This is a genomic window from Catellatospora sp. TT07R-123 (assembly GCF_018327705.1).
Taxonomy (GTDB): Bacteria; Actinomycetota; Actinomycetes; order Mycobacteriales; family Micromonosporaceae; genus Catellatospora.
Map to the genome: position 1 here is coordinate 3,023,758 of NZ_BNEM01000002.1, position 18,601 is coordinate 3,042,358.

An 18,601-nucleotide genomic window follows, 5' to 3' on the forward strand; every position below is an offset into this window, starting at 1 on the left:
CCTCGCGCGGATCATTGAGGGATCACCACCCGGGTGCCGGGGGTGATGTCGCCGCCGGTGAGCTCGACGCGCCCGCCCGCGAACAGTCCGGTCCGGACGGCGACGTAGCGGGTGCTGCCGCCGTCGGCGACCTGTACGCCGTAGCCGCCCTCCGACAGCGCGACCAGCGCCGTGACCGGCACCGTGAGCACCCCCGGGCGGCGCTGGGCGGTGAAGCGGACGGTCACCTGCCCGGCGGCGGCCAGCGCGGCCTGGTCGGGCACGCGGACGTACGCGGTGACCTCCGGTTCCCCGGTGGCGCCCGCGGCGGGCGGGCCCAGGCTCTCGACCGTGCCCGCGACCTCGGCCCCGGCGGCCAGGCGCACCGTCACGGGTGTGCCGGGCACGGCCAGGTGCCGCCGCTGGTCGTCCAGCCGCAGCGCGACCGAGCGGACGGCGCCCGTGCAGCGCAGCACCTCGCCGTCGGCCGGGTCGCCGACGCGCAGCGCGTGCGCGTCGACCCGCACCGGGCCGGCCGCGTACGCGAGCTGCCGGGGCTCGACCGCCCCGGTCTCCGGCAGGCCCAGCGAACGCTGCCAGCGCCGCACCGCCGCCGCCGTCGCGGCCGTGTAGCGCTCGTCCGCGCCGCCCTTGGTGAGCCCCAGGGCGGCCAGGTTCGCCTCCAGCTGCCGGACGTCGCGGCCCCGGCTGCCCACGGCCAGCGGCCGGTACGCGGGCAGCGGGCCGTACAGCAGCACCACCGGCAGGTCGTCGACCCGCAGCAGCGGCCGCCCCCGCGACACGGTCGAGCCGACCGGCGCGAGCCAGGTGAGCAGCCCCAGCCCGTCGCCGTCCGGCTCGGCCGGGCGCGGGTAGCGCACCGGCAGCGCCTCGCCGAAGCCCAGCTCGCCGGGCACGTCGGTGAACTCGACCAGATCCTCCCGGAGCACCTCGGCGGTGCGCGGCGGCGCGGCCGCGGCCGGGCCGGGTCCGCCGTCGCAGCCGGACCCGGCGCCGGTCGCCACCGCCAGCGCGCCCAGCACCGCCCGCCGGCGCAACCGGACGCTCACCGGTTCGGCTTCGGGGACGGATCGGTGGGCAGCAGGTTGCGGCACTTCTCCAGCGCCGCCATGGCGACCTTGTCGTCCTGGCGGATCCAGTGGTCGAGGTGCCCGGTCACCGGGTCCGGGTCGGGCACGTCCGTCGCCCCGTTGTCGCGCATGCACTGGGCGTACTGCCGCAGCTTCTCGACGTCGCCGACCGGGCGGGGGCTCTGCGCCGCGGCCGGGGGCAGGAACTTCATGCAGCCGTCCAGCGCCGCCTGGAACGAGTCCTTCAGGCCCATACCGAGGTCGTCCATGGCGTGCAGCAGCGCGCTGCGCCCGGACCGGTCGCCGGGCACCGGGTCGGGCATGTCGGTGATGCCCGCCTCGCGCATGCACGCGACGAACTCCAGCTCCCGCTGCACCGGGTCGTCCGACGGCGTGCTCGGCGGCGCGGCCGCGGGGGCGCTCGCGCCGGGCGTCGCGGCGGTGGCCACCTCGGGCGCCGCCCCGCCGTCCGAGCAGGCTCCCGTCAGCAGCGCCAGCAGCAGCACCGCGCTCCACCTGCGAATCCTCATCGTCTAAGGTCCTCTCCGTCCGGGCGCGGGGTTTCGCACCGGGACAGACACGGAGCCCCGGCGGCCCCGGGTTGCCCGGGTGGACGCCCCGAGCGGCTGTGGTGATCGTCATAGCGGGCCGGGCAACCCTGCGGCGGCCCGCTTCCGTGTTCCTGCCGCACGGTCCGCCCGAACGCGGGCAGGACGCCGACAGGCCGGGATGAGACGAGGTGACGCTTTGCTGGGATGGCGGGACCGCCGCGCCCCCGAGGCCGACTTCGTCGCCTTCTACGCCGAGCGCGCCGACCACCTGCGCAAGACCGCGTACCTGCTGTGCCGGGACTGGCATCTGGCCGAGGACCTGGTGCAGACCGCGTTCACGAAGCTCTACCGGCACTGGCACCGGGTCGAGCGCCACGACGCCCTCGACCAGTACGCCCGCCGCGTGCTGCTGCGCGCGTTCCTCGACGAGCGGCGGCGGCCGTGGCGGCGCGAGTACGCCACCGAGCCCGGCAGCAGCGCACTCGACAGCGCCGTCCGCGACGAGTACGCCGAGGAGGGGTCCGCGCTGCACGCCGCGCTGGTCCGGCTGCCCCGGCGGCGCCGAGCGGTACTGGTGCTGCGCTTCTGGGCCGACATGTCGGTCGAGCAGGTCGCGCAGGCGATGGATTGCTCGACCGGCACCGTGAAGAGCCAGACCGCCCGCGGCCTGGCACAGCTGCGCGAACTGCTGGACGACGGCACGGTCGACGCCGACAGCCTGCGGCCGAACTGGGGGATGCGATGACCGACGTGAAGGACCTCTGCGACCGCATCCTCGACGCGCCCGCGCCCCCGTTGCGCGACAGCGCGCAGGTGCTGGCCGCCGCCCGGCACGCCGACCGGCGCCGGACCCGCCTGGCCGCGGGCGGCGGCCTGGCCTGCGCCGCCCTGGCCGCCGCCGCGGTGGCCGCGCTGCTGCCCGCCGCCCCCGGCCCCGCGCCGCTCGCGCAGCAGACCCCGACCGCCGCCGCGGTCTCGGCGGTGCCGCTGCCGCGGCTGCCCGGACCCGACGCCGCCCACGCCCACGGCGGCCGCATCGCGCAGGTGCTGACCGGGGCAGTGCCGTCCGGGTACGCGGTCCGCCCCGACGGGGCCACCGACACCTGGCGCCTGGCCGCCGACGCGGGGGCGCTGCCGCGCTACGTCTCGGTGACCAGGCTCGTCGTCTCCGACGACGGCGGCGAGGGTTCCCTGTCGGCGGCCCTGATCGGCGACGGCGGCGGCGTCCCCGGCGGCGACCTGTGCGCGGCGGCGGTGACCACCCGGCTCACCGCGTACGTCGAGCTCGGGCCCGCCACCTGCGCCGTCGCCACGGTCGGCGGGGTCGCGGTGCGCACCGACACCGCCGCCGACGGCGGCCTCACCGCGACCCGGTTCCTGACCGGCGGCTTCCTCACCGTCCGCTGGCGGCCCGGCACCGGTGACGCGGCCACCGCCGGGCAGCCCTGGACCGCCGAGCAGGGCACCGGCCGCCCGGCGCTGCGGCCGTCGGCGTTCACCGGCGAGCTGCTGGCGCGGGTGGCCGCCGACCGGCGGCTGCTGCCCTGATACCGCACGATCACCAGCCGACCTCGCGTGCGTCGCGATGGTACGGTCCATGCCGCGCACCGACGCAGCATGCGGACAAGGGGGACGATGTGGACGGTGACCGGATCACGCTGGCAGCACTGCTGGCCGGCGAGCCCTCCGCCGAGGCCTGGGAGCAGGCCTGGCCGCTGCTGGAGCAGGCATCCCCCGACGAGCTGGCCACCGCAGCACCGCTGCTGCGGTCCTGGCCGCCGCGGCTGCGGCCGATGCCCGACGCCTGGTGGCAGCAGTACGCCGCAGGCCAGTCCCGGCCGTGCCACGCGCTGGCGGCCTGGCGGCAGCTCGGCGACCTCGACCACGTCCAGAGCGGACGCCCGGCCCTGGCCGAACCCGACGAGGACGCGGACTTCGCGTACTTCTACCACGGTGCGACCTCGGTGGCCTGCCCCGACGACCCGCGCTGGCTGGTCGTGACCGCCGCCGCCGAATGGCACCACAACGGCGGCGACATCGTCGTCTGGGGTGCCGTGCCGCAGCTGCCGTCGCGGATGCTGCTCGACGGCGCCCACTTCCACGACGAGGCCCTGGACACCTCGCTCAGCCCCGACGGCACGGTGGCGGTCACCTCGGTCGAGGGCCGTCTGCACGCCTGGGCCGTGCCCGAGGGCACCGCGCTGTGGCAGCTCGACCTCGGCCCGACCGCCGACGGCGACGACTTCTTCGACGTCGACCGGGCCAGCGTCCGGATCGGGTTCAGCGCCGACGGCAGGCTGGTCGCGGCCGGTTCGGCGGCGCACGGCGTACGCGTGGTGGACACCGCCTCCGGCGAGGTCCGCCTCAGCACCCCCGCCGATCCGTGCGGTCCGGTGGCGCTGAACCGCGACGGCGGGCGGCTGGCCCACGCCGGTGGCGGCGGCGAGATCGTGATCCGCGACGCCGCCACCGGCGAGACCGTGCTACGCCACGACACCGGCCTGGCCGGGGTGAACGCGCTCGCCTTCGCCACCGACGGGACCGGCCTGCTGGTCGCGGGCGGGCTCGGCGGCGAGGCGGGCCTCGTGCCGGGCGCGGCGCTGCTCACCCTGGACGGCGACCGGGTGACCGGCACGTCGCTCGTGCCCTCGGGCAGCGAGCTGCCCGCCGACTCGCCCCTGGCGATCCTGTGCACCCGCTGCGTATGGGCCGAGCACGGCCCGCTCGTCCACGCCGTGGACGACAGCGGCACCGTCCTGTTCGACGGCACCGGCCGCGTCCTGTGGACCGAACCCGGGATGGCGGCGGGCAACTTCTCCGCCGACGGGCGCATCCTGGTCCTGGTCAGCGAGACGATCAGCGCGGTGTTCGCCGACGCGCTGCCACCCGCCTGATCCTGGGCGGGCAGCCTTCCGGCCGCCCGCCCACCCCCGTTCAGCCCGCCGGCACCGCGCGGGCGGGCGGGACCGGTCCGGCCGGGTCGACGTTGTCCTGGTCCCCCGGCCCGTCGTGCGGCGGGGCGCCCGGCACCAGCCGTACCCTGCCGTCCTCGCTCTTGATCTGCACTGCGACCCCGCTGACCGCCGCGAGCGGCACCGGGCCGTGGTAGCGGGAGTCGTTGACGGCGGGCCGGTTGTCGCCCATCACGAACACCTGCCCGGCCGGGACCGCGACGGGGGCGAACGGCGCCGTGGCCTGGTCCAGGTACGGCTCGGCCACCGCCACCCCGTTGACCGTCACCGCGTCGCACGTGCCCGCGGCGGTGGCCGGGCAGGCGACCGTGTCGCCCGGCAGCCCCATCACCCGGAAGATCGCGTCGTACTCGTCGCCGCCGTACGCGATGTGGATCTGCACGATGTCGCCGCGGGCCGGGCTCAGCGACCGGTCGAACACGACCCGCTCGCTGATGCCCACGGTGGGCTTCATCGCGCCACTGGGCTCGACGACGGTGAAGAAGTCGGTACGGCCGAGCAGCGTCGCGGCGGCCAGCGTCGACAGGGCCACCGTCCCGGCGCCCAGCCCGAGCAGCAGGTTGCGCCACCGGCGCAGCCGCCGCCCGCGCCGGGCCTGGCCCAGCACCCGGCCGGCCAGCCCGGGGTCGGCCTGTACGGACGGGGCGGCCGCGGCGGCCAGCGTCCGCAGCCGCTCAGACGGATCGTCGGTCATCGGGTGGTCTCCTTCTCGGGGTGGGGCGCGGGCAGCAGGGCGGCGCGGACCTTGTCCAGCCCGCGCGCGAGGTTGCTCTTGACGGTGCCGGCCGAGCAGCGCATCAGCGCCGCGGTCTCGGCCTCGGACAGCCCGTCGACGACGCGCAGCACGACGGTGACGCGCTGGCGGGGCGGCAGCTGCGCCAGCAGCTGGTCCAGCTGGGCGCGGGCCGCGACCGCTTCGGCGTGGTCGGGGTCGGCGCCGATCCGGTCGGGCTCGACGTCGACGGGCACCGGCACCAGATGGGTGCGGCGTCCCCGGTCCTTGGCCAGGTTGACCAGCACCGCGCGTACGTACGCCTCGGGCGAGTCCAGCCGGCGCGACCAGTGCCGGGTCAGCCGCAGCAGCGCGGTCTGCAGCACGTCCTCGGCCTCGGCCGGGTCGGGCACGAGCAGGCGCGCCAACCGCAGCAGCCGGTCGCCGTGCGCCCGCACGAACCGGGTGAAGTCGAGCTCTTCAGAGGGGGTCACACCCATCAGAAACGAGAACCGCTCGCCATCCGTTGCACGCCCCGCCCCGTCTTGCGGTGCCGGTCCGTGCAGTTTCGGGGAAAGTGCACGAATGGACGCCCCGATTCGTGCACTTTCCCCGAAACTGCACGCGAGCGGGCCACCGCGGTGGGACGCGGGGTGGGACCGGCGGGGGTCCCGGCCGCCCGCCGGTCCGTGGGTCAGGCGGCCGGAGGGGCCAGGTAGGTCACGGCCCGACCGCAGTAGCTGGGCGGGACGGTGTGCAGCGGGCTGCGGCAGACCTGGACCACGACCCGGTTGATGCTGGTCGAGAAGGTGCTGGTGTTCAGGGTGAACGTCAGCGCGACCGAGCCGTTGTCGACCGATCTGCTGGCCCGGTCCACCTCGACGCTGCCGGAGTACGCCACGAACGTGGCAGTGCTGTAGTAGCCGTCGTCGCGGCACTGGGTGACCGGGTCGATGGGCTGGGGGTGGTCGGTGAGCTTGCCGCTGACGTCGACAGCGGTGACCGGCACCGGCGAGGTGGAGCCGAAGCGCCAGTTGAGCGTGCCGTCGGTGACGCCGTAGCGGCAGGCGTCGCCGGAGTCGGCGTGGAACGTCTGGCTGACGGCGGCCTGGGCGACGCCGGGCAGGGCGAACACCGCGGCGAAGGCGGCGGCCGCCACCACGAAGCGAGCTGCTCTCATCGTCGTTTCCCTTTCATCGGGGACGGGGACGGGCTGTGGCCGGGACACAACGATGCCCGCCAATATAGCAGTCCTTCGATGAAAGGGAACGGCGCCGCCCTGGCGGGCAGGCGCCGTTGTCAGCCGGTATGCCCGGCGGGTCAGACGACGCGGCCGGGCTGTGGGGCCGGGGCCGGGGCCCAGGTCGGGGTGAGCTGGTCGGCGCGGGTGAGCCGCAGCCAGGTGAACGGCTGCACGTGCCCGGTCGGGGTGTGGTGCTCCTCGCGCTCGGCCTGCAGCACCACGAACCCCGGGAACTGCGCGGCCAGCTCCTGCGGGCCGTAGCGGACCACCGGCAGGCCGGAGCAGGTCTGCGGGCCGTCCTCGGCGAACACGCCCAGCACCACCTGGCCGCGCGGAGCCAGCGCCGCCTCCAGGACCCGGCGGTAGCGGTCGCGGTCGGCGGCGTCGGTGAGGAAGTGGAACACGGCCCGGTCGTGCCAGCCGGCGTATCGGCGCAGCGGCGACCAGGTCAGCAGGTCGCGGGCCATCCAGTGGGCGGCCCCGGCCCGGTCGCCGAGGCGGCGGCGGGCCGTGTCGAGGGCGGACTGCGCCACGTCCAGGACGGTGACGTCGGTGACGCCGCGGTCGAGCAGCGCGTCGACCAGGGTCGAGGCGCCGCCGCCGACATCGACGACGGAGCTGCCGGGGCCGACGCCTCCGGCGGACAGCAGCCGCAGCGACATTGCGGGCTGGTCCTGATACCAGCTGGCGGACCGGGATTCGGTCCGGGCGTACACGGCCTGCCAGTGCGCGGTAGCGCCAACGGGTTGTGCCACCTGATCAGCATGCCAGCACCGCCGGGCGAGACGGTCGTTACCTACCTGGCAGCGGCGCGAACGGATGTGCTAACACGGGCCGTGGGCACTGCTCAGGGCCGCCCCCTGCGTGTCGGCCGGGGTCGGTAACATCCCGGGCCGTGACCCGCTTCGATGAGATCAGGGCGTCGTTCTGGAGCGACAGCGCGCACGGCGCGCAGCCGCCGCTGACGCGTGAACTGGTCAACCAGGTGCAGACCACGCTCGGGGTGGTGCTGCCGGGGTCGCTGCTGGAGCTGCTGCGGCTGCGCAACGGCGGCGGGGTGGCCCGGCCGTTCAGCGCGTTCCCGGTCAACGGGGCGACGTCGTGGTGCACCGACGAGGTGCCGTTCGAGAGCCTGCTCGGCGTCGGGCGGCGGGCGGGCATGCTCTCCCTGTTCGACAGCCCCTTCCTGGTGTCGTACTGGGGGCTGCCGTCCGGGATCGTGCTGCTGAGCAGCACTACCGGCCACAGCTGGGCGGCCCTGGACTACCGCCCGCGCGGCCCGCGCGCCGAGCCGACCGTGGCCTGGTTCGACGCCGACTTCGCCGCCGAGCTGACGCTGGCGGCCGACTTCCGGGGCTTCCTGGCGGGCCTGCGCGCCCCTGTGACGGACCGCACGGTGTCCGCCGTCTTGCCTTGACGTCGGCGGCAATGTCTAGCGTGGTCCCATGCTGATCGGTGAGCTTGCCGAACGCGCCGGTACGAGCGCCCGCACCCTGCGCTACTACGAGGCGCACGGTCTGGTGTGCCCGCAGCGCACCGCCAACGGCTACCGGGTGTACGACGAGGCCGAACTGCGCGTGGTGCACGAGATCCGGACGCTGCTCGCGGTGGGTTTCGGGCTCGACGACATCAAGCCGTTCGTCGCGTGCCTGCGCGCGGGCAACAGCTCGGGCGACGTCTGCCCGGACTCGGTGGCCGTGCTGCGCCGCAAGCTCGAGGAGGTCGACGCGTGCCTGGCCGAGCTGGCCGCGGTGCGCGGCCGCCTGGCCGGTCAGCTCGACTACGCCATCGCCCACCGGGAGGAATCATGCTGCAACCCGTGCTGACCGCCGTCACCGATGCCACCTTCGCCGAGCTGGTGCTCGCCGCCGACCGGCCGGTGGTGCTCGACTTCTGGGCCGAGTGGTGCCCGTCGTGCGCCCGGATCTCGTCGAGCCTGACCGAGCTGGCCGACGAGTTCGGCGACCGGCTGCCCATCCTGGCCATCGACGCCGACGCCAACCCGGAGACGATGCGGGCGTACAAGGTGATGTCGCTGCCGACGCTGCTGGTGTTCCGCGACGGCGAGCTGGCCGGCTCGCTGGTCGGGGCGCGCCCCAAGGCCGCGCTGCGGATCGCGTTGGCCAAGCTCGCCGGGATCGAGGAGAAGTAAAGAATATTTGACATGACCCGGGCGCGGCCCTACCTTCGGGGCATGGCCTTCGAGGAGAAGCGCGCCTGGATCATGATCGCCGTCACCGTCGCGGCGTACTCGGTCTACGTCGCGGTCGTCCTCGGCCGGGCGGGGCAGACCCCGCTGGCCGAGGTGCCCTACGCCGGGACGCTGCTGTGGTGTGTCGGGGCCGCGATCGTCGGCGCGATCGTGCTGTACATCGCCGCCGCGATCGCCTCCCCCGCCGACGCCGACCGCAAGGACCAGCGCGACCGGGAGATCCACCGGTTCGGCGAGTACACCGGGCAGTGGTTCGTGCTCGCGGGCGCGATCGCCGCCCTGGCCATGGCGATGCTGCGGGTGGACCAGTTCTGGATCGCCAACGGGATCTACCTGGCGTTCGTGCTGTCGTCGCTGCTCGCCTCGGTCGTGAAGATCGTGTCGTACCGGCGGGGCTTCCAGTCGTGGTGAAGCCGACCCGGGTGACCAACTCGATCCGGGCGCTGCGGTTCGCCCACGGCGAGATGACCCAGGCGGAGCTGGCCGACCGCGTCGGGGTCACCCGGCAGACCGTGATCGCCATCGAGCAGGGCCGCTATTCGCCGTCGCTGGAGATGGCATTTCAGATCGCCCGGGTATTCGGCGTCGGACTCGACGCGGTGTTCCAGTACCCGGACACGGATCAGCCCGGGTAGGGAACGTATCCCGACCCGGGCTGAGCAGCTGCGTCAGACGGAGCTGCGCCCGCGGACACCGGCGATCAGGGCCACGCCCAGGGCGGCCAGACCGACCTGGAAGACCAGCTCGATCCAGTCGATGCCGTCCGTGACGGCGACGCCGACGGCCTGCGCGATCGCGGTGCCGATGAGGGCGGCGACGATGCCGACCAGGATCGTCAGCCAGATCGGCATGCTCTGCCGGCCCGGCACGACCAGCCGGCCGAGAGCGCCGATCACGAGGCCGACGATGATTGCCGAGATGATTCCGGCGACAGTCATGACAGTGCTCCTAACGTGCGCGAAAGGGGTTGCTCCGCTGCTTTTGGACTGCCCCTTGCCGCGCCGCCGCAAACCTGTCTTTCCGGCGCACATTCCGTTCGGAATTCAGTGCGCGTATTCGCCCAGCCGGAAGAACTGGGTGATCTGATCGCGCTGCGGGCCCATCCCGAATCCGATGACCGGCACCCCGATCTCCCGCTCCACGAACGACCGGAACTCCAGCAGCTCCAGCGGCAGCTCGTCGGGGCGGGCGGCGTCGAGCTGCGCGGCGCTGAACGACGGCAGCACCCGGGTCGCGCCGTGCTCGGCGGTGGCCGGCACGCGCACCGGGATGCCGTTGAACATGGTCTCGCCGTACAGGGAAAGGCAGTCGACCTTGTTCAGGTAGACCACGTCGACCCCGACCGCGACGACCATCTCCCGCAGCTGCTCCAGGTCCAGGATGCCGATGCGGCGCGGACGGCCCGTGCCGGAGCCGTATTCGTGGGTGAGCATGCGCATGGCGATGCCCAGCTCCAGCTCGTCGGTCGAGGCGCGCAGCAGCTGTACGTCGAACTCGGCGTGCTCCTCGGCGCGGCCCCGGCCGGTGGAGACGGCCTGCGCGAAGTACGCCGCCGAGCGCTCCGCGCCCAGCTCGGACGGGAACGGCCCGTTGCCGACCCGGGACATGACCGCCTTGGCCACGCCGATGGTGTACCGGTGGAACCGCGGCGGAAGGTCCCCGCCGACGTAGGCGTACGCGGGGACGGTGTGGCTGGCGGTGACGTACGGCTGGTCGCCGTGCACGACGTCCAGCATCATCGACTGCGCGCCCTCGAACAGCACCCGCGCCCCGGCGCCGACCTGCTCGGCCAGCCAGGTGCGGCGCGGCTGGACGTATCCCCGCACCCGCTCCACGCAGGCGGCGAACGAGGTCAGGCGCTCCTCCAGGTCGCGGTGCGCCGCCGCGGTGTCGCCGCCGGACGCGGCCAGCTCGGCCTCGGCCGCGGCGCGCATCGCCGCGACCGTCCCGGCCGGGTCGGCGAGCACGTCGCGCAACTGAAGGTTGGTGCGGGCACCGCCGCGCATCCGGTATGCCCGGTCGGCGTAGCACGGGCCCATCCCGTTCTTGGTGGTGCCGATGCCCGCGCTGTTGCGCTCGTCGACGATGAGGTGCACCGGCTGCACCACGGCGGCGCGGTCGCTGACGTGCAGGCGGCCGGTGAGGTCCACGCCGTGCGCCGCGATCTGGTCCAGCTCGGCCACGAGCTTCCACAGGTTCACCGCGCAGCCGGAGCCGATGTAGAGCAGCGTGCCGGGCTGGAAGATCGCGCACGGCACCTGCTGGAGCACGACGCGGCCCTGAGGGGTGTCGATGGTGTGACCGGCGTTGGCGCCGCCGTTGAACCGGGCCACGATGTCGTAGTCGGGCGCGAGCAGGTCGATGATCTTCGCCTTGCCCTCGTCTCCGTACTGGAGTCCGACCAGGACATCAGCGTAGCCGCGGGTGGGGTGGACAACCGTCATGGCAGAGCTACCTCGTCTCGCTGGCGGGGTACGGGCTACCGGCCTCGTCGCCGACGCGCGAGCGGGGCGGCGGATACGGCAAATAACCCCTAACGGGGGTAATCCGCACCAGACCGTCGCGGGCGGCTTGGACGGTAGCAGGGGCCCATACGAGCGTCAACGACGCAGATCACCGCCGACCGCGCTCTCGCGTTGTCCTCTGCCGCCCCAGCAGGGAGCATGGACCTACGACCACCCCGCGCCCGAGCACCTGTGAGGACGAGATGGACTGGCTGCTGTCGCCGCCGACGCCGGAGGCCGGCAGCCTGCTGCGCCGGGAGATCGGCACCTACCTGGCCCGCCACGCCGACGACCCGGTGGCCGTGCCCGAGGCCGAGCTGACCGTCTCCGAGCTCATCATGAACGCCGTCGAGCACGCGGGCGGCCCGATCTGGGTGTCGGTCGACTGGCACCGGGTCCACCCCACGATCACCGTGCACGACCTCGGCCCGCTGTTCACCCCGGACCTGACCCCGCCGCTGGTCACCGCCGAACGCGGCCGCGGCATGTGGCTGGTGTCGCAGCTGGCCACCGACCTGGCCGTGGCGGCCAAGCGCGGCGGCGGCAAGCGGGTCAGCGCCACCCTGCCCGTGGCGCGGGCCGCCGAGAAGTCGTTCGACCCGCCCGCCCGGGTCACCGACCCGCTGCCCGCCGCGAGCGAGTCCGGCCCGGACGGGTTCGGGCGCGAGCCGTTCCTGCGCGCGCTGGTGGTCGAGCTGTCGCGGGCCGTCGAGGACGACGCGGGCCTGCAACGCGCGCAGGAGCTGGTCGCGCACGTGGGGGCGACCGTCGGCGGCCAGATGGAGGCCGAGTTCCGCGCCGCCCGGCAGATCGTGGGGCGGTTGACATCCGCCCAGCTGGCCGAGTGCTACGTCCGCCTCAAGGCCGCGATCGGCGGCGACTTCTACGTGATCGAGGTCAGCGACGACCGGATCGTGCTGGGCAACCGGAGCTGCCCGTTCGGCGACGCGGTCCGGCTGGCCCCCGCGCTGTGCCGGATGACCTCCAGCGTCTTCGGCGGCATCGGCGCCCGCAACCACGGCACCGCCACCGTGGAGCTGACCGAGCGCATCGCCGTCGGCGACCCGCAGTGCCGCGTCACGGTCCACCTGGGGCCGGACCCGGACGCCGAGGGCCACCGCTACCAGCGCTGAGCCACGGCAGCTCCGCGACCGCCGGTCAGCCCCAGGAACGCACCTCGGGCGCTTCCGCGCGGCCCAGCATCCAGGCCATCAGCCCGTGCCGGTCCGTACGGTCGGGCAGCTGCTCCAGCAGCTCCGGCAGCCAGCGCGCCACCAGCGCGTCGGGCCACTCCGCATAGCCGTAGCCCAGGCCCAGGTCGACGTGGTGCACCTCGACCTCGCGCCAGCGCGCGAACACCAGCCGGGTCGCCGGGATCTCGTTGACGTCCCCGGCCAGCACCGTACGCGCCCACACCTGCGGCGGGGCCGCCGCGAACGCGGCGTCCACGGCCTCGTCGGCGGCACGCAGGTCGGCGACGATCTCGGCGGCGGGCCGGGCGTGACCGGCCTCGATCTCGGCGGCGCGGCCGGCCTGGCCGCCCTCGTACTGCGTGACCAGCTCGCCGCGCTCGACCGCGCGCAGCCGCCGCAGCACACTGTCGGCGTTGCGGGCCAGATGCGTCAGCACGTGCCCGACCGTCCACCCCGGCAGCCGGCTGGGCTGGCGCACCACCAGGTCGTCGACGCGGTCGAGCGTGCGGTGCAGCCGCTCGTGCGCGGCACGGCAGGCGGCGAGATCAGCACTCAGGTCGGTCCCGGACACCCGGCCATCATCCCACCACCACCGCCCCAAGTCCCGCCGAGCCCACCCCAACCCCGCCAGATCGGCCAAGATCAGCCGAGTTGCCAGGCAGTCGGGCGTGTTCGGGGCCGAGATACGGCCGACTGCCCGGCAACTCGGCTGGGGTTTGGGTCCGGGGCGGGGGTCGGGGGTGGGCGGTAGGGTGCGGCGATGAGTGAGGATCTTGAGGGGTATCGGGTGATCGGCGGGACGGCCGGGAGTCCGGTGATCCTGCACGTGCCGCACGCGGCCACGGCGATCCCGGCGCGGGTACGGGCCGGCCTGCTGCTCGACGACGCCGAGCTGGCCGCCGAACTGGCGGCGATGACCGACGCGCACACCGACCTGATCGCCGCGTACGCCGCCGACGCCGCCCGGCTGCGCCCGTGGACGTTCGCCAACACGCTGTCGCGGCTGGTCGTGGACCCCGAGCGGTTCCCCGACGAGCGCGAGGCGATGGCCGCGGTGGGCATGGGGGCGGTCTACACCCGCACCAGCACCGGGGCACCGCTGCGCGCCGACGACCCGGCGGCCGCGAAGCTCCTGGTACGGCGCTATTTCGAGCCGTACGCGGCGGCGATGACGGAACTGGTCGACGCCCGGCTGACCGCGACGGGGCGGGCGGTCGTCGTCGACGTGCACTCCTACCCGCGACAGCGGCTGCCGTACGAGATCGGCGGCGCCCACCGGCCCGAGGTCTGCCTCGGCACCGACGGCACGCACACGCCGTCCTGGCTGGTCGAGGCGGCGCGGGCGGCGTTCGCGGACTACGACGTCGCCTTCGACAGCCCGTTCGCGGGCTGCTACGTCCCGCTCAAGCACTACGGGCAGGACTCCCGGGTGACCGCCCTGATGATCGAGCTGCGCCGCGACGTGTACTCCGCCGGGCCCGGCGGCCCGCCCACCGAGGGGCTGGCCGGGATCGGGGCGGCCCTGGCCCGCCTCGTGGACGCCTGCACGGCGTGACGACGTGTGCGGGCCGGTCCGGCGTCTCCCTGCCGGACCGGCCCGCACACGGAACGCGGCCCGCACCGCGTTCCACCCCCTACCGGAATCCGGCCCGACGGCCGGTCACCCGGAGTCACCTGTAGTCGAATGTGCCGGGGCGGGGCGGCCCTGAGGCCGTCCCGCCCCGGCGGTCATCAGCGTGGCGATCCGCCCGCGTAGTAGTCGCCGAGCCGGTCCCGGTAGCCGGCGTCGTCGCGCCGGTCCGGGTCGTACTCGGGCGCGTCCTTGATCTCGGCCTTGGTGCGGTCGACGAAGACCCGCTCGTCGGCGAAGTCGATGTTCTTGATGACTCCCGCCGGGAGCAGCACCTTGCTGCCGAAGATCCACGGACCGGTGTCGACCACGATGTAGCGCGAACCGACGGCGCCGGTCGCCTCATCGATCTTGCCGATACCGCCGTCGACCGCCTCCACGTGGAAGCCCGTGATCGATCGGTCGCCGCCGTCGTCGACAGGCTTGTAGTCGAGCGTCTCGCGGTAGCTCCACGGATCCCACATCGGGTTCATGGCCGTCATTCTGCTCGCCTCCCATGCTCGTGTTGGACTGATGTGCCGCCTTGATACCCGTTCGCGGCGATGCCTAACGTCGCGCGGCCGACTTTCCGCGGCGGACAACCACGTACGGCGCGGCGACCCGCACCTGGCCCGGCGCGGCAAGATCGCCGTTTTCGGTCAGGGAGTCGAGTCTGGCACCGCCAAATGTCCACAATCAGCGATCTTCAACCGGTATAACTTGCTTAGCCGGACGCTGACCGGCGCGGGATGACGAGAAGCCGCCACGGAGGGCACGTCCATGACCAAGTTGATCGACATAACCTTCGCGAGCATGCGCAACACCAGCGATCAGGACAACAACATCTCGCCGTTCGGCGTCATCCTCGGCCGGATAGTCAGAGCAGTGGACGACGAGGAGGTGCACTCCCAGGAGGTCCTGTACGACAGACCGCAGGGCACCGAGGCGATGCACCCGAGCGGTGCGCATTTCATCGCGCAGAACAAGAGCCTGACCTACAGCGTCACCAAGCAGCTGACGATCAATCCGGATGAGATGCTGATGTTCTATACCGACCTCCACGAGGGCGACGACGAACACGAGGGGCACTACTCCGGGTCCTACAGCTGCAAGGTCCGGCACGACGACATCGTCGGATTCATGGATGTCCCGTGCCACTACTCACATGCCGCCGGCGACTATCCGACCAAGATGATGATCAATTACACCGTGAACCTCGCGGCGTGAGGCTTACCGACTGAAGGGCCGCCGGGAACGCATCAGCCGGGCCATTGACGACCCTTTCGGCGGAAGCGGCCCCGGCGGCCGGTGCCTCGTTCAGAACGAGGCGACGGTCATCGGAGGTACACGTCCGGCACGGGCGGGGTGGCCATGCCGTCGCCGATGAAGAAGCTCGGGTGCGGCGGCTGGTTGTAGGCGGTGTTCTGCCAGGCGATCGCCTCCCGGTACTGGATGTCCTGCATCAGCGTGTAGATGCGCCGGGTCGTCGGCGTCGGCGTGCTGTAGATCCGCAGCGCCGTGTCGCCGGTGACCGGCCAGATGACCTCCTCGCGCCAGTCGCCGAACAGATCGCCCGACAGCGACGGCGTCGCCTTGGTGCTGTTGTTGGAGTGGACGTTCGCCCCGGTCAGCAGCCGGGTGTCGCCGCCGGTGCCGTACTTGTCGATGTGGGTGCCGTCGAGCAGTTCCCGCACCGGGTCGGCGTCCCACCAGGACAGGAAGTTGGTCGAGCCCGGCTTGCGACTGCTGACCACGCCGCCGGTGCGCACCGACCGCAGCCCCGAGTCGGCCGACGACCAGCTCTCGGCCCCGGCGCTGCCCGCCCAGACGTCACCGGCGACACCGCGGCCGTTGTCCCCGTTGGGGGTGGTGGTCCACAGCACCTGCCCGGTGCGCGCGTCGGCGACCCACGACGACGGCTTGCTGCCGTCCTCGTCGACCTTGAACTCCTCCAGGCCGGGACGGGCCGGGTCGAGGTCGCCGACGTGCATGGCGTCGCCGTGCCCGTTGCCGGTGTTCCACAGCTTCGCACCGTTGTCGTCGATCGCCATCGAGCCGTAGATGATCTCGTCGCGCCCGTCGGCGTCGACGTCGGCGATGGACAGCTGGTGGTCGCCCTGGCCGGCGTACGCCGAGTTGCCCGAGGTGTTGCTGTCGAACGTCCACCGCTTGGTGAGGCTGCCGTTGCGGAAGTCCCAGGCCGCGATGACGGTACGGGTGTAGTACCCCCGCGCCATGACCAGCGACGGCCGGGCGCCGTCCAGGTACGCCGTGCCGGCCAGGAACCGGTCGACCCGGTTGCCGTAGCTGTCGCCCCAGGACGAGACCGTGCCGCGCGGCGGGTCGTAGTTGACGGTCGACATGGCCCGGCCGGTCTGCCCGTTGAACATGGTCAGGTACTCGGGGCCGGACAGGACGTAGCCGTCGGAGTTGCGGTAGTCGGCGCTCGCGCTGCCGATGACGGTGCCGCCGCCGTCGACGGTCGCGTCGGCGGTCTTCATGGCCACCTCGGCCTTGCCGTCGCCGTCGTAGTCGTACACCTGGAACTGGGTGTAGTGGGCCCCGGCCCGGATGTTGCGGCCCAGGTCGATGCGCCACAGCCGGGTTCCGTTGAGCTTGTACGCGTCGACGTAGACGTTGCTGGTGACGCCGGCCTGCGAGTTGTCCTTGGAGTTGGTCGGGTCCCACTTCAGGACGATCTCGTAGACGCCGTCGCCGTCCAGGTCGCCGACGGAGGCGTCGTTGGCGACGTACCCGCCGGGGTTCTGGATCGGCACGTCCAGGTAGCCGTTGGTGAACTGGAGCGCACCCGCCGAGGCGGCCTGCTCGGCCCCGTTGACGACGGCCCGCACCGTGTACGCGGCCCCGGCGGCGGCGCCGCTGTCGAGGTAGTTGGTGGAGTCGGTGATCGGCGAGGAATTGACCTTGGTGCTGCCCCGGTACAGGTTGAAGCCGGTGTTGGCGGCGTCACCGGCCAGCAGCCGCCAGGACACCAGGTTGGCGCTGCCCGACCGTACGCTGATCAGGCCCCGGTCCAGCTTCTCGGCCTGGTGCCGCCCGTTGGGACCGGTCGGGGTCGACGGGGACTGGCTGGGGCTGGGCTGCGTGCTGGGGCTGGGCGCGGTGCTGCGGGAGGGCGACGCGCTCGGCGAGGTCGGCGTGGTGCCGCCCGTGCAGGTGGTGCCGTTGAGGGCGAACGACGCCGGGGCCGGGTTGCTGCTGGTCCAGCTGCCGTTGAAGCCGAAGTTGGCGGTGCCGCCGGTGCCGAGGCTGCCGTTGTAGCTGACGTTGCGCGCGGTGACGTTCACGCCGGACTGGGTGACGTCGGCGTTCCAGAACTGGCCCACCGTCTGGCCTGCCGGGTATGCCCAGGTCAGGGCCCAGCTGGTGACCGGGTCGCCGAGGTTGGTGATGGTGATGTCGGCGCCGAAGCCGCCCTGCCACTCGTTGGTGACCTTGTAGGCGACGCTGCATCCGGCGGCCGCCTGCGCGCTGACCGCGACGAGGGTGCCCGCGGCAAGCAGGGACGCGGTCGTGGCGGCGAGCAACGCGAAGCGGCGCGTTGGTGATCGCATGATCTCTCCTGGGGGAACGGACTCACCGGGCGCTACCGCCCAGCGGTCAAGATGCGCACTGCCGTTCGCCGCTCCAGGGCCGCGGACCGCACTCAGATCCCGCCACCAGACACGCCAAGCCGATTCCCGCCGCCGAACGTCCTGCCCAGACGCCCCCGGCGCCGCCGCTTGCGCACGGTGCCTCAGTTCTCCCGCGCCGACCCTAACCCGCCCCCATCTCCCCCACAACCACTCACCCCCACCTATATCCCGTCGATCATGAACTTATGGCACGGTTCGACGGTGTGTCGAAGGCACGGCTTCCTGATCAACTAGACGGCGTGGGGCTGGACGGCGCGGGGCTGGACGGCGCGGCTGCGGCGCGGAGGTCGAGGCGCCAGTCGTTGCTGCGCATCAGGCGGCCCTTGGGGAACTCGAAGTCGGTCTCGCCGACCAGCTCGAAGCCGACGCGGCGGCAGATCGCGTTGGAGGCCGGGTTGTCGACGCTGGGAAAGGCGTGCAGCCAGCGGAATCGTCCGTCGGCCCGGGTGATCGCCACGATCTCCTCGGCGGCGGCCACGGCAAGGCCACGTCCCTGGAAGTCGGGCAGGATGTGCCAGCCGGACTCGTACACGGTCTCGTCCTGCCAGTCGCGCACCCACCAGCCGATGGTCCCGACCGGCTCGCCGCCGGGCAGCGCGATCCGGTACATCTGCCCGTTCGGCAGCGCCAGATACCGCTGGTGGCGGGCCAGCACCTGCTCGTCGGTCTCGGGACCGCCCAGATGCCGCTTCATCTCGGGCGTGTTCACCCGTCGCAGCAGCTCCAGATCCCGCTCCGCCCACACCACCAGCTCAACCAACCGCTCATCCATCCCCCCACCCTGCCCGGCGCCGATGTCGATCACGGCGCCAGGGTGGGGACACACCGTCGAACACGTCCACAAGTTCATGATCGACGGGAGGAAGGTGGCCGGCGTGC

Annotated in this window: 23 protein-coding genes; 11 read left to right on the plus strand and 12 right to left on the minus strand. The window is 73.1% G+C overall.

What is annotated here, in order from left to right; genetic code table 11:
- Nucleotides 1-11 precede the first annotated feature (11 nt).
- Together Cs7R123_RS33175 and Cs7R123_RS33180 are read right to left on the minus strand one after the other, a co-directional pair.
- Entirely contained in the window at nt 12-1,049 is a 1,038-nt protein-coding gene (locus tag Cs7R123_RS33175; protein WP_212832421.1) for an efflux RND transporter periplasmic adaptor subunit, read from the minus strand.
- Nucleotides 1,046-1,600 (minus strand): hypothetical protein, encoded by a 555-nt coding sequence (locus Cs7R123_RS33180; protein ID WP_212832422.1) that lies wholly within the window; start codon nt 1,598-1,600, stop codon nt 1,046-1,048. The genes Cs7R123_RS33175 and Cs7R123_RS33180 overlap by 4 nt, the downstream gene beginning before the upstream one ends.
- 217 nt (nt 1,601-1,817) lie before the next feature.
- Here Cs7R123_RS33180 and Cs7R123_RS33185 point away from each other — a divergent pair, with 217 nt between their 5' ends.
- The 3 genes from Cs7R123_RS33185 to Cs7R123_RS33195 all read left to right on the plus strand — a co-directional run bounded on the left by Cs7R123_RS33185 (nt 1,818) and on the right by Cs7R123_RS33195 (nt 4,515).
- A complete protein-coding gene (locus Cs7R123_RS33185; RefSeq protein ID WP_244872305.1) occupies nt 1,818-2,366 on the plus strand; it encodes a SigE family RNA polymerase sigma factor in 549 nt (182 codons plus the stop codon).
- Nucleotides 2,363-3,169 (plus strand): hypothetical protein, encoded by an 807-nt coding sequence (locus tag Cs7R123_RS33190; RefSeq protein WP_212832426.1) that lies wholly within the window; start codon nt 2,363-2,365, stop codon nt 3,167-3,169. The genes Cs7R123_RS33185 and Cs7R123_RS33190 overlap by 4 nt, the downstream gene beginning before the upstream one ends.
- An 89-nt stretch (nt 3,170-3,258) precedes the next feature.
- Nucleotides 3,259-4,515, plus strand: a complete 1,257-nt coding sequence (locus Cs7R123_RS33195) for a WD40 repeat domain-containing protein (RefSeq protein WP_212832428.1) — start codon at nt 3,259-3,261, stop codon at nt 4,513-4,515.
- A 40-nt stretch (nt 4,516-4,555) separates the two neighbouring features.
- Here the strand turns inward: Cs7R123_RS33195 and lepB are convergent, their stop codons facing one another.
- From lepB to Cs7R123_RS33215, 4 genes are all read right to left on the minus strand, one after another.
- Complete coding sequence (gene lepB, locus Cs7R123_RS33200) at nt 4,556-5,287, minus strand: signal peptidase I (protein WP_212832430.1); 732 nt, start codon at nt 5,285-5,287, stop codon at nt 4,556-4,558.
- The gene (locus tag Cs7R123_RS33205) at nt 5,284-5,799 is read right to left on the minus strand and encodes a SigE family RNA polymerase sigma factor (RefSeq protein WP_212832432.1); all 516 of its coding nucleotides are present in this window, start codon (nt 5,797-5,799) and stop codon (nt 5,284-5,286) included. Before Cs7R123_RS33205 ends, lepB begins: the two co-directional genes overlap by 4 nt.
- 200 nt (nt 5,800-5,999) lie before the next feature.
- On the minus strand, nt 6,000-6,485 hold the full coding sequence (locus Cs7R123_RS33210) for a hypothetical protein (protein ID WP_212832433.1): 486 nt from the start codon (nt 6,483-6,485) through the stop codon (nt 6,000-6,002).
- A 140-nt stretch (nt 6,486-6,625) separates the two neighbouring features.
- The gene (locus tag Cs7R123_RS33215; RefSeq protein ID WP_212832435.1) at nt 6,626-7,303 is read right to left on the minus strand and encodes a trans-aconitate 2-methyltransferase; all 678 of its coding nucleotides are present in this window, start codon (nt 7,301-7,303) and stop codon (nt 6,626-6,628) included.
- Nucleotides 7,304-7,443: 140 nt separating this feature from the next.
- Here Cs7R123_RS33215 and Cs7R123_RS33220 point away from each other — a divergent pair, with 140 nt between their 5' ends.
- The 5 genes from Cs7R123_RS33220 to Cs7R123_RS33240 are packed head-to-tail and all read left to right on the plus strand — an operon-like array spanning nt 7,444 to nt 9,395.
- Nucleotides 7,444-7,965: an SMI1/KNR4 family protein gene (locus Cs7R123_RS33220; protein ID WP_212832437.1), complete on the plus strand. Its 522-nt coding sequence runs from the start codon at nt 7,444-7,446 to the stop codon at nt 7,963-7,965.
- Between the two features lie 28 nt (nt 7,966-7,993).
- On the plus strand, nt 7,994-8,374 hold the full coding sequence (locus tag Cs7R123_RS33225) for a MerR family transcriptional regulator (protein WP_212832439.1): 381 nt from the start codon (nt 7,994-7,996) through the stop codon (nt 8,372-8,374).
- On the plus strand, nt 8,356-8,700 hold the full coding sequence (locus Cs7R123_RS33230) for a co-chaperone YbbN (protein WP_212832441.1): 345 nt from the start codon (nt 8,356-8,358) through the stop codon (nt 8,698-8,700). The genes Cs7R123_RS33225 and Cs7R123_RS33230 overlap by 19 nt, the downstream gene beginning before the upstream one ends.
- A 42-nt stretch (nt 8,701-8,742) precedes the next feature.
- Nucleotides 8,743-9,171, plus strand: coding sequence for a hypothetical protein (locus Cs7R123_RS33235; RefSeq protein WP_212832443.1), 429 nt, complete (start codon nt 8,743-8,745; stop codon nt 9,169-9,171).
- A complete protein-coding gene (locus tag Cs7R123_RS33240) occupies nt 9,165-9,395 on the plus strand; it encodes a helix-turn-helix transcriptional regulator (RefSeq protein ID WP_212832445.1) in 231 nt (76 codons plus the stop codon). Before Cs7R123_RS33235 ends, Cs7R123_RS33240 begins: the two co-directional genes overlap by 7 nt.
- Before the next feature lie 33 nt (nt 9,396-9,428).
- Here Cs7R123_RS33240 and Cs7R123_RS33245 read toward each other — a convergent pair whose 3' ends face one another.
- Complete coding sequence (locus Cs7R123_RS33245; protein WP_212832447.1) at nt 9,429-9,698, minus strand: GlsB/YeaQ/YmgE family stress response membrane protein; 270 nt, start codon at nt 9,696-9,698, stop codon at nt 9,429-9,431.
- A 105-nt stretch (nt 9,699-9,803) separates the two neighbouring features.
- Entirely contained in the window at nt 9,804-11,204 is a 1,401-nt protein-coding gene (locus Cs7R123_RS33250; RefSeq protein WP_212832449.1) for an adenylosuccinate synthetase, read from the minus strand.
- A 263-nt stretch (nt 11,205-11,467) separates the two neighbouring features.
- On the opposite strand from Cs7R123_RS33250, the gene Cs7R123_RS33255 reads away from it, so the two are divergent.
- A complete protein-coding gene (locus tag Cs7R123_RS33255; RefSeq protein ID WP_212832451.1) occupies nt 11,468-12,397 on the plus strand; it encodes a methanogen output domain 1-containing protein in 930 nt (309 codons plus the stop codon).
- Nucleotides 12,398-12,422: 25 nt separating this feature from the next.
- Here the strand turns inward: Cs7R123_RS33255 and Cs7R123_RS33260 are convergent, their stop codons facing one another.
- The gene (locus Cs7R123_RS33260; RefSeq protein ID WP_212832452.1) at nt 12,423-13,028 is read right to left on the minus strand and encodes a maleylpyruvate isomerase N-terminal domain-containing protein; all 606 of its coding nucleotides are present in this window, start codon (nt 13,026-13,028) and stop codon (nt 12,423-12,425) included.
- 189 nt (nt 13,029-13,217) lie between these two features.
- On the opposite strand from Cs7R123_RS33260, the gene Cs7R123_RS33265 reads away from it, so the two are divergent.
- Complete coding sequence (locus tag Cs7R123_RS33265; RefSeq protein ID WP_212832453.1) at nt 13,218-14,012, plus strand: N-formylglutamate amidohydrolase; 795 nt, start codon at nt 13,218-13,220, stop codon at nt 14,010-14,012.
- A gap of 176 nt (nt 14,013-14,188) precedes the next feature.
- Here Cs7R123_RS33265 and Cs7R123_RS33270 read toward each other — a convergent pair whose 3' ends face one another.
- Nucleotides 14,189-14,560 carry a PRC-barrel domain containing protein gene (locus tag Cs7R123_RS33270; protein ID WP_212832454.1) on the minus strand — a complete coding sequence of 124 codons (372 nt, stop codon included), beginning with the start codon at nt 14,558-14,560 and terminating at the stop codon, nt 14,189-14,191.
- Between the two features lie 286 nt (nt 14,561-14,846).
- On the opposite strand from Cs7R123_RS33270, the gene Cs7R123_RS33275 reads away from it, so the two are divergent.
- Nucleotides 14,847-15,293 (plus strand): hypothetical protein, encoded by a 447-nt coding sequence (locus tag Cs7R123_RS33275; protein WP_212832455.1) that lies wholly within the window; start codon nt 14,847-14,849, stop codon nt 15,291-15,293.
- Nucleotides 15,294-15,400: 107 nt separating this feature from the next.
- Here the strand turns inward: Cs7R123_RS33275 and Cs7R123_RS33280 are convergent, their stop codons facing one another.
- Nucleotides 15,401-17,641, minus strand: a complete 2,241-nt coding sequence (locus tag Cs7R123_RS33280) for a cellulose binding domain-containing protein (RefSeq protein ID WP_212832456.1) — start codon at nt 17,639-17,641, stop codon at nt 15,401-15,403.
- A 307-nt stretch (nt 17,642-17,948) separates the two neighbouring features.
- Nucleotides 17,949-18,494: a GNAT family N-acetyltransferase gene (locus Cs7R123_RS33285; protein ID WP_212832457.1), complete on the minus strand. Its 546-nt coding sequence runs from the start codon at nt 18,492-18,494 to the stop codon at nt 17,949-17,951.
- Between the last annotated feature and the right edge of the window lie 107 nt (nt 18,495-18,601).

What these genes read in the sequence shown, in the direction of transcription:
- Cs7R123_RS33180 (WP_212832422.1), bottom strand. Translation starts at nt 1,600, where the DNA reads ATGAGGATTCGCAGGTGGAGCGCGGTGCTGCTGCTGGCGCTGCTGACG.
- Cs7R123_RS33190 (WP_212832426.1), top strand. Translation starts at nt 2,363, where the DNA reads ATGACCGACGTGAAGGACCTCTGCGACCGCATCCTCGACGCGCCCGCG.
- lepB (WP_212832430.1), bottom strand. Translation starts at nt 5,287, where the DNA reads ATGACCGACGATCCGTCTGAGCGGCTGCGGACGCTGGCCGCCGCGGCC.
- Cs7R123_RS33210 (WP_212832433.1), bottom strand. Translation starts at nt 6,485, where the DNA reads ATGAGAGCAGCTCGCTTCGTGGTGGCGGCCGCCGCCTTCGCCGCGGTG.
- Cs7R123_RS33225 (WP_212832439.1), top strand. Translation starts at nt 7,994, where the DNA reads ATGCTGATCGGTGAGCTTGCCGAACGCGCCGGTACGAGCGCCCGCACC.
- Cs7R123_RS33230 (WP_212832441.1), top strand. Translation starts at nt 8,356, where the DNA reads ATGCTGCAACCCGTGCTGACCGCCGTCACCGATGCCACCTTCGCCGAG.
- Cs7R123_RS33235 (WP_212832443.1), top strand. Translation starts at nt 8,743, where the DNA reads ATGGCCTTCGAGGAGAAGCGCGCCTGGATCATGATCGCCGTCACCGTC.
- Cs7R123_RS33245 (WP_212832447.1), bottom strand. Translation starts at nt 9,698, where the DNA reads ATGACTGTCGCCGGAATCATCTCGGCAATCATCGTCGGCCTCGTGATC.
- Cs7R123_RS33250 (WP_212832449.1), bottom strand. Translation starts at nt 11,204, where the DNA reads ATGACGGTTGTCCACCCCACCCGCGGCTACGCTGATGTCCTGGTCGGA.
- Cs7R123_RS33255 (WP_212832451.1), top strand. Translation starts at nt 11,468, where the DNA reads ATGGACTGGCTGCTGTCGCCGCCGACGCCGGAGGCCGGCAGCCTGCTG.
- Cs7R123_RS33265 (WP_212832453.1), top strand. Translation starts at nt 13,218, where the DNA reads ATGAGTGAGGATCTTGAGGGGTATCGGGTGATCGGCGGGACGGCCGGG.
- Cs7R123_RS33270 (WP_212832454.1), bottom strand. Translation starts at nt 14,560, where the DNA reads ATGAACCCGATGTGGGATCCGTGGAGCTACCGCGAGACGCTCGACTAC.
- Cs7R123_RS33275 (WP_212832455.1), top strand. Translation starts at nt 14,847, where the DNA reads ATGACCAAGTTGATCGACATAACCTTCGCGAGCATGCGCAACACCAGC.
- Cs7R123_RS33280 (WP_212832456.1), bottom strand. Translation starts at nt 17,641, where the DNA reads ATGCGATCACCAACGCGCCGCTTCGCGTTGCTCGCCGCCACGACCGCG.
- Cs7R123_RS33285 (WP_212832457.1), bottom strand. Translation starts at nt 18,494, where the DNA reads ATGGATGAGCGGTTGGTTGAGCTGGTGGTGTGGGCGGAGCGGGATCTG.